12 protein-coding genes and 1 tRNA gene are annotated in these 12,354 nt (G+C 46.1%); 9 read left to right on the plus strand and 4 right to left on the minus strand.

Annotated features, from left to right (window positions below; genetic code table 11):
* From selB to A3GA_RS0106500, 5 genes are all read left to right on the plus strand, one after another.
* Nucleotides 1-1,938, plus strand: coding sequence for a selenocysteine-specific translation elongation factor (selB, locus tag A3GA_RS0106480; protein WP_018026582.1), 1,938 nt, complete (start codon nt 1-3; stop codon nt 1,936-1,938).
* Between the two features lie 18 nt (nt 1,939-1,956).
* Nucleotides 1,957-2,052, plus strand: a tRNA-Sec gene (locus tag A3GA_RS0106485).
* Between the two features lie 24 nt (nt 2,053-2,076).
* Complete coding sequence (gene selD, locus A3GA_RS0106490; protein WP_026156849.1) at nt 2,077-3,150, plus strand: selenide, water dikinase SelD; 1,074 nt, start codon at nt 2,077-2,079, stop codon at nt 3,148-3,150.
* Nucleotides 3,151-3,207: 57 nt separating this feature from the next.
* Nucleotides 3,208-4,047: a pyrroline-5-carboxylate reductase gene (proC, locus tag A3GA_RS0106495; RefSeq protein WP_018026583.1), complete on the plus strand. Its 840-nt coding sequence runs from the start codon at nt 3,208-3,210 to the stop codon at nt 4,045-4,047.
* A gap of 28 nt (nt 4,048-4,075) precedes the next feature.
* Complete coding sequence (locus A3GA_RS0106500) at nt 4,076-4,678, plus strand: queuosine precursor transporter (protein WP_018026584.1); 603 nt, start codon at nt 4,076-4,078, stop codon at nt 4,676-4,678.
* A gap of 79 nt (nt 4,679-4,757) precedes the next feature.
* Here the strand turns inward: A3GA_RS0106500 and A3GA_RS0106505 are convergent, their stop codons facing one another.
* A complete protein-coding gene (locus A3GA_RS0106505) occupies nt 4,758-5,360 on the minus strand; it encodes a hypothetical protein (RefSeq protein WP_018026585.1) in 603 nt (200 codons plus the stop codon).
* Between the two features lie 247 nt (nt 5,361-5,607).
* Here A3GA_RS0106505 and livH point away from each other — a divergent pair, with 247 nt between their 5' ends.
* From livH to A3GA_RS0106525, 4 genes are read left to right on the plus strand one after another with little or no spacing between them, the layout of a single operon-like run.
* Complete coding sequence (gene livH, locus A3GA_RS0106510) at nt 5,608-6,531, plus strand: high-affinity branched-chain amino acid ABC transporter permease LivH (protein WP_018026586.1); 924 nt, start codon at nt 5,608-5,610, stop codon at nt 6,529-6,531.
* On the plus strand, nt 6,531-7,760 hold the full coding sequence (locus A3GA_RS0106515) for a high-affinity branched-chain amino acid ABC transporter permease LivM (protein ID WP_018026587.1): 1,230 nt from the start codon (nt 6,531-6,533) through the stop codon (nt 7,758-7,760). Before livH ends, A3GA_RS0106515 begins: the two co-directional genes overlap by 1 nt.
* The gene (gene livG / locus A3GA_RS0106520; RefSeq protein WP_018026588.1) at nt 7,760-8,521 is read left to right on the plus strand and encodes a high-affinity branched-chain amino acid ABC transporter ATP-binding protein LivG; all 762 of its coding nucleotides are present in this window, start codon (nt 7,760-7,762) and stop codon (nt 8,519-8,521) included. The genes A3GA_RS0106515 and livG overlap by 1 nt, the downstream gene beginning before the upstream one ends.
* Before the next feature lie 8 nt (nt 8,522-8,529).
* Nucleotides 8,530-9,231 (plus strand): ABC transporter ATP-binding protein, encoded by a 702-nt coding sequence (locus tag A3GA_RS0106525; RefSeq protein WP_026156850.1) that lies wholly within the window; start codon nt 8,530-8,532, stop codon nt 9,229-9,231.
* A 341-nt stretch (nt 9,232-9,572) separates the two neighbouring features.
* Here the strand turns inward: A3GA_RS0106525 and A3GA_RS0106530 are convergent, their stop codons facing one another.
* Genes A3GA_RS0106530 through gsiD form a run of 3 tightly spaced genes read right to left on the minus strand, consistent with a single transcriptional unit; the run spans nt 9,573 to nt 12,344 of the window.
* Nucleotides 9,573-10,391, minus strand: a complete 819-nt coding sequence (locus A3GA_RS0106530; protein WP_018026590.1) for a M55 family metallopeptidase — start codon at nt 10,389-10,391, stop codon at nt 9,573-9,575.
* A gap of 4 nt (nt 10,392-10,395) precedes the next feature.
* Nucleotides 10,396-11,457, minus strand: a complete 1,062-nt coding sequence (locus A3GA_RS0106535; RefSeq protein ID WP_018026591.1) for a DmpA family aminopeptidase — start codon at nt 11,455-11,457, stop codon at nt 10,396-10,398.
* On the minus strand, nt 11,457-12,344 hold the full coding sequence (gene gsiD / locus A3GA_RS0106540; protein WP_018026592.1) for a glutathione ABC transporter permease GsiD: 888 nt from the start codon (nt 12,342-12,344) through the stop codon (nt 11,457-11,459). Before gsiD ends, A3GA_RS0106535 begins: the two co-directional genes overlap by 1 nt.
* Nucleotides 12,345-12,354: the final 10 nt, after the last annotated feature.

A 12,354-nucleotide genomic window follows, 5' to 3' on the forward strand; every position in this document is an offset into this window, starting at 1 on the left:
ATGATTATTGGTACAGCAGGTCATATTGACCATGGTAAAACGACCTTAATCCGGGCTTTAACGGGGGTTGAAACTGATCGTTTAAAGGAAGAAAAAAGACGCGGGATTTCGATTCAATTAGGTTATGCCTATACCCCCTTAGCTAATGGCGATGTGCTTGGCTTTATTGATGTGCCGGGGCATGAGCGTTTAATTCGTACCATGGTTGCTGGCGCCACTGGTATTGATTTTGCCTTATTGGTGGTGGCTGCCGATGACGGGGTGATGCCGCAGACCCGTGAGCATTTAGCGATTCTTTCTTTACTTCATATCACGACTGGGGCCATTGTGATTACTAAAGCCGCAGTGGTTGATGGGGCTCGTATCGATGAGGTCAAGCAAGAAATAGAGGCCTTGGTCGCCGGTAGTTTTTTGGAAAAAGCACCGCTTTTTGTAACGGATGCCTTAGCTGAGGACCATCTGGGTATTGATGAGTTACGTGAGTATTTATTTAAAGAGGCTGAGGCGCGCGGTAATCAACAGGCTGAGGGTCTATTTCGCTTGGCAGTAGACCGCGTCTTTACCTTAAGTGGGCAGGGTACTGTGGTGACGGGTACTGTGCATGGGGGTGAATTGGACTTACGTGTTCAAGCAGCTCAAGCCGCAGGTGAGGTGATTGATTTAAGGCACTTTCCCTCAGCTCAGTCGCTACGAGTTCGCTCTATCCATGCGCAGGATCAACCTTCGCAAACGGCGCGTGCTGGTCAACGTTGTGCCCTCAATGTCGTTGGTATGACCAAGGATACCATTGAGCGCGGTGATTGGATTGCTGATGCGCGTAGCTTCACGCCCTCGTTTAATATTGATGTGAGCTTGCAGTTGCTGCACTCATCAGAACAAAGAATTCAGGCGTGGACGCCCTTGCATTTGCATATTGCGGCAAAGCATTATTATGTGCATGCGGTGCCATTAAGTCAGGATAGGGTTGAGCCAGGACAGCGTGCCATGGTGCAGTTGGTGTCCACCGAGCCGATTTGCAGTATGACCGGCGATCGCTTTATTATTCGTAATCCGCAGGCGACGCAAACCATCGGTGGCGGTCGGATTCTGCATCCTAATGCACCCGATCGTAAGCGTCGTTCACCCGAACGCTTAGCGTGGTTAGCGGGGGTGGAGGCTTTTTTAAACGGTGCCAGTATCGAGGTATTGTTAAAATTAGCGCCCTATGGTTTAAGTGAAAAAACACTTTTACGCTTAACCGCTAAGTCTTTGGATAAATTGACCCAGCCACCAGGTGTGTTGGCCTTGGTGCCGGGTGGTGCACAAGCGCAGACGATTTGGATTTTAGCGGTTCAATGGCAGGCTTTAGCTGAGCAGGTGGTGCAGCGCTTAGCGGCTTTTCATGAGCAGGCACCGGACGAGGTGGGGGTAGAGCTGTTGCGTATGCGACGTATGAGCTTACCCAAGGTGAGCGATGGCTTATGGCAGTTATTAGTGCGCTCGCTACTTGAGCAGGGGCGGATTGCTCGCACTCGCAGTTTATTGCATTTACCAGATCATATCCCGGTGTTATCGGCGCAAGAGGCGCAGTTAGCCGAGCAGATTTTACCGATGGTTGAAGCGGGTGGTTCTAATCCACCTTGGGTGCGTGATATTGCTAAGCAATTAGGAGCAGAAGAGGGTGATGTACGACAGGTATTACGTCGCTTAAGCCGTCAAGGTGAAATTTTCCAAGTGGTGCATGATCTTTTTTATCACCGTAAGTCATTACAGCGCTTGGCACAGATTGTACTCAGCATGGAACCTCAAGATGATATTGGCACGGCCGAGTTTAGAGACGCATCAGGGCTGGGACGCAAGCGCGCGGTGCAGGTGTTAGAGTATTTTGATCGGGCTGGTTTAACGCGTCGGGTCAAGGAACGAAGATTAGTTCGCAACCGCTCTTTAGATTGGTTATAATAGAGCGTTAACTTCGTCGGAAGGTATGCGTAACCGGTGTTGCGGCTGGGCTTCAAATCCAGTTGGGGATGTCAGACATTCCCAGGTAGGTTCGACTCCTGCTACCTTCCGCCAATTTTATTTCAGATGGTGAGTCTCATGGCTGAAAGTAATACTACGCAATCTAATCAATCCCCTCGTTTAACCTCTTTATCGCATGGCGGTGGCTGCGGTTGTAAAATCGCCCCCGATGTACTGTCTAATCTGATGGCGAGTATGCCGACGGGGCAAGCTTTTCCAAATCTTTTGGTGGGCAATGAGACGGCCGATGATGCAGCGGTTTTTCGTTTAAACGATGAGCAGGCATTGATTGCGACTACAGACTTTTTTATGCCAATTGTCGACGATCCTTATGATTTTGGTCGCATTGCAGCGACCAATGCCTTATCAGATATTTATGCCATGGGTGGCACGCCCGTGATGGCCTTAGCCTTGGTGGCAATGCCGATTAATGTTTTACCGCATGATCAAATTGCTAAAATTCTTCAGGGTGGTGCCGATGTGTGTCAGCAAGCAGGTATTCCGGTAGCTGGCGGGCACTCAATTGATTCGGTTGAGCCAATTTACGGCTTAGCGGCGATGGGTACAGTGCATCCTGAGCAGATTAAGCGTAACTCAAAGGCTAAAACGGGTGATGTGTTGATTCTCACCAAGGGGCTTGGGATCGGTGTATTTTCCGCAGCACTTAAGAAAAACGCCTTGCCTGAGGCTGCCTATCAATTGATGATTGCCTCCACCACTCAGCTGAATACACCAGGTGCAAAGCTTGGTCCTATGGCGGCGGTGCATGCGATGACGGATGTGACGGGCTTTGCTTTATTAGGTCATGCGGCTGAGATTGCGCGTGCTTCGGGTGTTGATTTGCATATTAAGCTAGCGCAAGTACCATTTTTAGAGGGTGCACGTGAGCTTGCCGAGCAGGGCTATATTACCGGTGCTTCTGGTCGTAACTGGCATGCGATTGGCGAGCGTGTCGAATTAGCTGAGGGCATGACGGATGTCGATCGTGCGCTCTTAACCGATCCGCAGACCTCTGGCGGCTTGTTATTAGCTGTAAGTCCGGAGGCGGTGGATGAGGTGTTGGCGCTGCTTAAGGCGGAGGGCTTTAACTTAGCCAGTGTGATTGGTGAGGTGGGTGCAGCGATTGCTGAACCTAAGGTTAAGGTAGCCTAAAAACTATAAGCGATGTTATTTTCAATGGCGTTGCCCTAGTATAGCATTAGATAAACTATGAAGATTGGTGTTATCGGCGGTGGTAATATGGCTGCCGCGATTATTGATGGCATGCTGCTGCAGGGTAGTTGTCAAGCTGATGAGCTATTGATTTCTGTCAATTCGGAAGCGTCCTTGAATAACTGGCGTGCCAAGGGTGTACAGCAGGTACAAATTGGTGCTAGTGCGGCTTTTGCCGATGCCGATATTTGGTTATTAGCGCTTAAGCCGCAGATGATGCAGACGGTGCTGCAGGAGTATCAGCCGTTTTTTTCGGCTGATAAGCTGGTAATTAGTGTGGCAGCCGGTTTAAGTACTGCCTCCTTAGCTTATTTTCTCACACAGCGTGACGATTCTATATTGAAAATCATTCGCACCATGCCAAATACACCTTCCTTAGTGGGTGAGGGTGTGATTGCGGCCTATTGTGCGGTCGCCGTGACAGCCGCAGAGCGTACTCGTTTTGCAGCGATGTTTAAGGCATGTGGTCGAGTAGACTTCGTTGCTGAGGAGTCCATGTTGGATGCGGTGACGGCCTTAAGTGGTAGTGGGGTGGCGTATGTGTATTTATTTGCCGAAGCGCTGATTGAGGGTGCTATTGCTCTTGGCTATGATCAAGCAACAGCCCGTCAACATGCGATTCAGACGCTTAAAGGTGCGACTCAGATGATGGCGCAGTCGTCCTTGCCAATTGCGCAGCTTAGAGCCAATGTCACCTCTAAAAACGGGACGACGGAGCAGGCCTTGTCCGTATTCGAGCGTGAGGATCTAAAAGCCATTGTGGCCATGGCAATGCAGGCAGCCTATGAGCGCGCCAAGGAATTGGCCGTGGAATTAAGTCCTCATCGATCTTCTTAATTTTTATCGTTGGAGTTTTTTGAGCCTTATGTCGCAAGTACAAGATACGCACTTTAGTGGCATGCAATTTGAAGCAATCAGACCGCATCAACGCCTGATTGCTTTAGCGATTATGTGTGCCTTAGTGGCAGCGTCCAATTATTTTGTGCAACCACAGTTTCATATTAATGATTGGTTAACCTTGGGGGCTGTTACCTATCCCGTGACTTTTTTAGTGACCGATCTGATGAATCGTCGCTTTGGTCCGCAAGCGGCACGTCGAATTGTGTACTGGGGTTTTGCTGCGGCATTGATTGTATCGATTTATTTGTCAACGCCGAGAATCGCCTTGGCTTCCGGTACGGCTTTTTTACTGGCGCATGTGCTTGATATTTTCGTGTTTCATCGCTTGCGTCAACAGGCATGGTGGTTGGCGCCTTTATTAGCGGGCGTGCTCGCTTCGGTTATCGATACCTTTGTGTTTTTTGCTGTTGCCTTTGTGGGTACGGGCGTGCCTTGGTTTACGCTTACCCTAGGTGACTTGCTACTCAAGGTGAGTTTGTCGATTATGCTGCTGGCTCCCTTTAGAGCGTTGATGTGGAACCTCGGTACGGCAAAACCCAAAAAAAATATGGTGGTTAGCAGTGACTAGCCTGTTGTTTGCCGACGCTGTGCTATTCAGCGTGGCTTTAAGGGCTTAAGTCAAGTAAGGCGCCTTGATAGCGGTGTGGCTAATCGATGATAATCGAATACTTCGCTATCATGGCAACCAGTTCGCTTAGCTCATAATCCTTGCTGACATGAAATTCAGCTAAGCGGCCATGACTCGCAACCTTAGGACAAAAATCCTCAACTAGGTGGTAGCGAAAGCGTAGACTGTAATCATCAAATAGTATCACCGTGCCAGCTTCCGCACAGAGCAGACTATATAAAAAACAAGCTACTCGGAAGCGACCATCAATCATAATCAGATCGACCTGCAGCCCTTTTTGTTGGGCTAAGCGCCAAGGCGCCAGCATATACTCATGGTAGTGTTTAATTTTCCTATCATCCATTGGCTTACCCCATTGGCCAACCGGACCAATATCGCAATAGATGAGCTCCACCTGCTTGCTATCGGGGAGATGCGCTTGTACCTTGTGAATCCATTCAGCCGAAGAGTCAACGGCGATAATTTGCTTGGCGCCTAATTCATGTGCATGCCAAGTACTGGCGCCAGCGCCGTACTCTACATAGCAATTCGCCTGAGCGACATATTTTTCAAATATTGCTAAGCCTTTTTTATCAAGATGAGGGGTGCTATGTTGATGGTCGCTAGTGAGTAGGCTAAGCACAGTGTATCCTTTTATCAATTGAGAGTCGCTGCTGCCCTATGGCGGCAAAATAGTATGTTTATAGCATAATCACATTTAAAAAATATGAATTTGCATTGCTCAGTCGCTTGGGTCGTGAACGCTCATTAAAAATCACAGGTATATTAATCCTTAGTTTTGTGTCAAAAATTAAGTGTTATTGCCAATAGTTTCTTAACTAATTACGTATTATGATTGCCTCTTGTTTTACTTATAAGGGCACGAACTTATGGATTTTCTGCCTCAGCTTATACAGCAGCTGTTTAATGGTCTCTCACTAGGAGCCATTTACGCCTTAATTGCGATTGGCTATACGATGGTCTATGGCATTATTGGTATGATTAACTTCGCGCACGGTGAAGTTTATATGATCGGGGCATATGTTGGTTTGGTTACATTGACGGCGATAGGGGTTAATGGCTTTCTGCCTTTGCCTTTATTGATTCTGTTTATGATTTTAGTTGCCGCCGTGGTGACCGGTGTCTACGGTTATACCATTGAGCGAGTAGCGTATAGACCGGCGCGTAATAGTCCGCGTTTAGTTTCACTGATCGCGGCTATTGGTATGTCAATTTTCTTACAGAACTGGGTAGCCCTTGGTCAGGGTGCGCGTGATATGGCGGTACCTAATGTCATTTCCGGCGCATTTCGCTGGGATATGGGCGTTGGTTATCCCGTCATGTTCTCCTACTCACGCCTGTTGATTATCCTGGTCGTCTTTGTCTTAATGATTGCGCTCACGCTCTATATTAAGAATTCTCGTATGGGACGTGCTTCACGTGCCTGTTCACAAGATATGCAGATGGCTAATCTACTAGGTATTGATACCAACCGTGTGGTTTCCTTTACCTTTGTGTTAGGAGCGATGCTAGCCGCGGTGGGCGGTGTATTAATTGCACTGGCGATCGGTAAATTAAATCCATTTATTGGTTTTATTGCCGGTATTAAGGCCTTTACTGCGGCGGTATTGGGCGGTATCGGTAGTATTCCTGGGGCGATTCTAGGCGGGCTATTACTCGGTGTGGTAGAAACCTTAGCGGCGGCTTACTGGTCTTCTGAATACAAAGACATTGTGGCATTTAGCTTATTAGTATTGATTCTACTTTTTCGTCCGACTGGACTCTTAGGTAAACCTGAAGTGGAGAAAGTCTAATGGCTGAAAATCTTAAAACTGCAATTTTTTCTGCTGTATTAACCGCCATTTTAACCATTCCTATTTTCGGTTTACAGCTCGTACGTCAAGGCGCAAAGACGCACATTGTTCCTAATTGGGAATTTGTGTTGATGGGTATTGCTGCGGTCTTTGTGGTGCAACTCTTCCGTCCTTATTTATTTAAAAGCTTTGCCAAGAATAAGCGCGGCAGTGGTTGGGCGATACCTGTATTAAAGCCGCGGACGATTAATTTACTGATTTTATTAGTGGTTACCGCTGCTGCAATTTGGCCCTTTTTTAGTTCCCGTTCTAATGTCGATATTGCGACGCTTGTCCTCATTTATGTGATGTTAGGATTGGGTTTAAATATTGTCGTGGGTTTTGCGGGTTTACTCGATCTGGGCTTTGTGGGTTTTTATGCGGTTGGTGCCTATACCTACGCCTTATTATTCCATTGGGCTGGTTGGGGCTTCTGGTCCGCTTTACCCGTTGCCGGTGGCATGGCTGCCTTGTTCGGTTATCTACTCGGTTTCCCAGTACTGAGATTAAGGGGCGACTATTTAGCTATTGTGACCTTAGGTTTTGGTGAGATTATTCGTCTTTTATTAATTAACCTCAGCCAATGGACGGGTGGTCCGGATGGTATTGCCAATATCCCTAAGCCAACTTTGTTAGGTCATGCCATGACGCGTCGTGCGCCGGCGGGTGAGGAGACTTTCCATCAGATGATGGGATGGGCCTATGATGCGAATCATGTGGTGATTTATCTCTATCTATTAGCTTTGGCTTTGGCGGTGATTACCTTATTAGTTTCTAATCGCTTGATTCGTATGCCCATTGGTCGTGCTTGGGAGGCCTTACGTGAGGATGAGATTGCTTGTCGTTCCTTGGGTCTGAATCCGACCACGATCAAATTATCCGCCTTTACCTTAGGTGCGATGTTTGCCGGTTTCGGTGGTGCGTTTTTTGCAGCGCGACAAGGCTTAGTTAACCCCGAGTCCTTTACCTTTATTGAGTCGGCCTTAATCCTTGCAGTGGTGGTGCTGGGTGGTATGGGCTCACAAGTGGGCGTGATTCTTGCGGCGATCTTATTAACCGCCTTGCCTGAGATTGCACGTCAATTTGCTGAATATCGGATGTTGATTTTCGGTTTAGTGATGGTATTGATGATGGTCTGGCGACCTCAGGGTTTATTACCTGCACAACGTGCCCATGTGGAGATTAAGTAATGAGTGATATTGTTTTAGAAGCTCGTGATATCTGCATGCGTTTTGGTGGTTTATTGGCAGTTGATCATGTTTCTTTTGAGGTAAGGAAGAATGAGATCTTTGCTATTATTGGCCCAAATGGTGCAGGTAAAACCACGGTATTTAATTGCGTCAGCGGTTTTTATAAGCCAACTAGCGGTAACATCACGTTAAACTCAAAGGATATCACCGGCTGGACTAGTCATATGGTGGCTAGACAGGGCCTCGTGAGAACCTTTCAAAACGTGCGTTTATTTAAAAATCTCACGGTCTTGGAAAATCTGTTGGTAGCGCAACACAATAAAGGCGCCGGTTTTCTGCGCGGCTTATTGAATTTACCCAGTCATCGACGCGCTGAAAAGCAAGCTTTAGAAAGGGCGGTTTTTTGGTTGGAGTTTATGGGTATCAAGGAATTCGCTAATCGCGAAGCGGGTAATTTAGCTTATGGTCATCAACGTCGTTTAGAAATTGCGCGTTGTATGATTACCGAGCCTAAGCTCTTATTGTTAGATGAGCCGGCAGCCGGTTTAAACCCACAGGAAAAGATTGAGTTAGCTAGTCTAATCAATCAGTTACGTCATGATTATGATTTATCGGTGCTATTAATTGAGCATGATATGGGCTTGATTATGAATATTTCCGATCGTATTTTAGCAATGGAGTATGGTAAGCCTTTAATTACCGGTACCCCAGAGCAGGTACGTAATGATCCTGAAGTGATTAAGGCTTATCTCGGAGAGTAATCATGGCAATGTTAAAACTGGATAGTATTAATTCGGGCTACGGTGCAATTCAGGCCCTGCACGATGTTAGCTTACACATAGATGAGGGCGAGATTGTTACCTTAATCGGTAGTAATGGTGCCGGTAAGACCACCACGCTCTCAACCATTTGCGGTAATCCACGCGTTCGCACCGGTAGCATCCATTTTATGGGTGAGGATATTTCAGAGCTACCGACGCATGCCATTATGCGTAAGGGGTTAGCGATTTCACCGGAGGGACGGCGCGTTTTTCCGGACCTGAATGTACTCGAAAACCTCCAGATGGGTGGTTTCTTTTTAAACCGTGAGGAGATTGAGGCTGGGCTAGAGCATGTATTTGAGCTTTTCCCTCGCTTGCGTGAGCGTGCCACACAGCGCTCTGGCTTGATGTCGGGCGGTGAGCAGCAGATGCTAGCTATTGGCCGTGCCTTGATGAGTAAACCCAGAATGCTGCTGTTAGATGAGCCTACCCTGGGCTTAGCGCCATTAATTATTGAGCAGATTTTTGAGATTATCAAAACCATCCGTGATGATGGTATCACGGTGTTCCTAGTCGAGCAAAATGCTAATAAGGCATTACAAATTGCCGATCGTGGTTATGTGTTGGAGACGGGACGTATTGTGTTGCACGATACGGGTGCTAATCTCTTGCTTAATGATCAAGTGGGTAAGGCCTATTTAGGTCATTGATGGAGTCGCTTGCGGGTAAATAGGGTGAGGCTTATGCCTCATCCGTCACACAGAATTGTAAGGGAGGGGTTCCTTACAATTCATTTGTGTTTAAATTGAACATCAATACGGTTAGGTTCACTGTATTGACTTTCTCTTTATTAGGTACACCTACGTTGCCAAACACCTCATTTTGCAAGTTCTAGTGAATTAGTTAAGTTCAGTATTCTATCCATTTTGATGATCTCAAATGATGGTTTTTTACCCTGGTTGCTTGAAGCATCTGCTCATTTGTTATGGGTCTTTCCTTAGGTTTCAATTGTAAACTACTTTAAATTCAGCGGAAGGTAGAGATCGTTTTATTATCTGAGCATGGTGCTCATCGCTGAAAAGCAATTTAAAATTCGAATTGCTTCGTACATGCTGCCAGCATTAAACTTAAGCGTATAAGCAGTAAGGCGATCCGTTAAAGGGAGTTGACCAAATAGATCTGCTAGAGCAGGGGTTTGGGTATCAACCTCAATTTGTAGTGGTGCATTGATTTTAAAAGGTTTTAAATCTGTTGCTGTGGAAGCTGCTACAGTTGCTTGGTTTTCAATAAGCTGCGCAGACGCTTTTGGTGTTAACGATGTGCACGACGTGAAACCATGAGCTATTTTAGTCTGTGCTGTAACAACACCTGGGAAGAGCTCACTTGTTTCCGTGATAAATTGGTCATCACCTGATATTAAAGCGATTGGGCAATTAAATTCACCCGCTAGTGCACCATACAGGCCTGCCTCACCGTAAGCTTTACCATTAACTCTAACTTCTTTAAAGGCAAAGCTGTTTATTGTATGTGCCAATACACCGGCACGATGCGATTTAGCATGATACCCTATCATGAATATAGCGTTAGTCTGTTGTTCCACGCCCGACATCATTCCAAGATAGCGTGGCTTACCAGTAATGATGCTTGCTCTTTCATCCAGTTCACTTAAAATAAGATTTCTAAAATCAGCATGTGAATCGTTGACGATGACCTGCGAAGCACCACCAGCAAAAGCGCCTCGAATGGCTGCGTTCGTTTCTTCAGTCATCCAGCGTCTAGCCTGCTCATACTCGGCGTTGCCAGGACGCACTTGTTGAGGATGCGTAACACCTGCAACACCTTCAATATCGACTGAAATTAAAATTTTCATATCATCACCTTAAAATGGACTCCCAATTTAGGTCAACGTCACGTAATGCAATGCGCTCGTGACCATCTCTGCCCGTCACAGTTGTAGCATGCCATAAAGCATTTAATATAGCGTGCTCCACCGATTCAACTACTGCTTCAAATAAAGGATCTAATACCGTTTCATGTAAAAAACTTGGTACTGATTGTTGGTTTTGAGCATCTATCGTTTGTGTGTAAGCTGTACTAAATGCTATGGCAATATCTCCACTTCCATGACCGTAAACTGAACCCGTACGGGCTAAACCTGCAGAACTACGCTTCGACAATCTTTTGAGTTGACGGGATTCAAGAGGAGCATCAGTTGCTATTATGATAATAATTGAGCCTTTTTCATTTTGATCTAACTCATGCGTAGTTTTATTGCGTTCAATTGCTTTTTCAAGCTCTTTACCAATCCAGTTGCCACGGAATAGTAGTTGTGAACTGCGACCAAAATTAGCTAGTACTAACGCGCCTACCGTGTATTTTGTATTGTCTATTGCAATTATTCTAGAAGCTGAGCCTATGCCACCTTTAACCCCAAAGCTTGTCATGCCACGGCCCGCCCCAACAGCACCTTGTTCGAACACAACTTGTGCATCCTTAATAGCTGCTATGTAGTGCGTTTCATTGATAGCAAACGCATGCAAGTCATTTAGATATCCATCGTTACATTCAAGAACTAAGGGGTTGACAGTTGATAAAGAGCGCCCACATTCTGGATTGTGAACTAATGTTTGGCGTATTTGTGCCTTGGCCACATCACTTACAGAAAAGGTGTTGGTCAAAGCGATGGGCGTTTCTAATTGACCTAGCTCCTCAATCTGTATAAGTCCAACACTCTTGCCAAAGCCATTGATTACTGAGACAGCAGCAGGAATTTTGAATTGAAATAGGTTAGGACTCGGTGGAAGAACCACAGTTACTCCAGTTTGTATTGAACCTTTACTTAATGTGCAGTGTCCTACTTGTATCCCTGCGACATCAGTAATTGAATTTAATGGTCCAGGTTTAAGTCGTCCAACATGTAGTTTATAGTTATCCATTAATCTAATTTCGGGTCCAGAGCATCTCGTAGACCATCACCTAATAAGTTAAATGCTAAGACTGTAAAAAAAATAGCAAGCGCAGGGAAGAGTGCGACATGTGGAGCTATTAACATATCTGCTCGAGCATCATTTAACATGGCGCCCCACTCAGGGGTTGGGGGCTGAGCACCCATTCCTAAAAAGGATAAACTGGCAGCAGTAATAATAGAGGTGCCAATACGCATGGTGCCGTAAACCACAATAGGCGAAATGGTCCCAGGAAGAATATGCTTAAATAGAATGGTTGAGTCAGGAGCTCCAACACTACGCATAGCTTCAATATAGGTCATCTGTTTAAGACTTAAAGTGCTACCACGCACAAGCCGAGCGAAAGCAGGAACACTAAATACAGCGACAGCAATAATAACGTTAACCATGCTTGAGCCTAAAATAGCAACGACTCCGATAGCAAGTAAAATTCCAGGGAAGGCGAGTAAAACATCTGATAAGCGCATGATAATTCGTTCAGACCAACCCTCGTAATAACCAGCGATTAATCCTAGTGTAGTACCTACTAGGGCTCCTAGGGCTACAGAGATGAAACCGGCTGCTAGGGAAATTCGTGCGCCCATGATAACCCTACTAAAGATATCTCGACCTAGAGAATCCACCCCAAACCAGTGAGACCATGATGGTGGTTCATTTAGTGCTTCATAGTCAAAAAATGTCTCAGGGTCAAAAGGGACGATCCAGGGTGCAAGAAAAGCCACAATTACAAGGATAAGAATGAATATACCTGCGGCCATTCCCAGTTTCTGTTTTCTAAACTTGCGCCAAAATTCACTTAAGGGTGTACGTACGCGGTTAGCGTTAGGAACATCAATCGTATTATTGATATTATTCATAGACTGGCCT

This window comes from Oligella urethralis DSM 7531 (assembly GCF_000372065.1).
Taxonomy (GTDB): Bacteria; Pseudomonadota; Gammaproteobacteria; order Burkholderiales; family Burkholderiaceae_B; genus Oligella; species Oligella urethralis.

Excerpts from the sequence above, each read along its gene's own strand:
- A3GA_RS0106500 (WP_018026584.1), top strand. The coding sequence starts at position 4,076 with ATGTCGCAAGTACAAGATACGCACTTTAGTGGCATGCAATTTGAAGCA.
- livG (WP_018026588.1), top strand. The coding sequence starts at position 7,760 with ATGAGTGATATTGTTTTAGAAGCTCGTGATATCTGCATGCGTTTTGGT.
- A3GA_RS0106530 (WP_018026590.1), bottom strand. The coding sequence starts at position 10,391 with ATGAAAATTTTAATTTCAGTCGATATTGAAGGTGTTGCAGGTGTTACG.
- selD (WP_026156849.1), top strand. The coding sequence starts at position 2,077 with ATGGCTGAAAGTAATACTACGCAATCTAATCAATCCCCTCGTTTAACC.
- proC (WP_018026583.1), top strand. The coding sequence starts at position 3,208 with ATGAAGATTGGTGTTATCGGCGGTGGTAATATGGCTGCCGCGATTATT.
- gsiD (WP_018026592.1), bottom strand. The coding sequence starts at position 12,344 with ATGAATAATATCAATAATACGATTGATGTTCCTAACGCTAACCGCGTA.
- selB (WP_018026582.1), top strand. The coding sequence starts at position 1 with ATGATTATTGGTACAGCAGGTCATATTGACCATGGTAAAACGACCTTA.
- A3GA_RS0106535 (WP_018026591.1), bottom strand. The coding sequence starts at position 11,457 with ATGGATAACTATAAACTACATGTTGGACGACTTAAACCTGGACCATTA.
- A3GA_RS0106525 (WP_026156850.1), top strand. The coding sequence starts at position 8,530 with ATGTTAAAACTGGATAGTATTAATTCGGGCTACGGTGCAATTCAGGCC.
- livH (WP_018026586.1), top strand. The coding sequence starts at position 5,608 with ATGGATTTTCTGCCTCAGCTTATACAGCAGCTGTTTAATGGTCTCTCA.
- A3GA_RS0106515 (WP_018026587.1), top strand. The coding sequence starts at position 6,531 with ATGGCTGAAAATCTTAAAACTGCAATTTTTTCTGCTGTATTAACCGCC.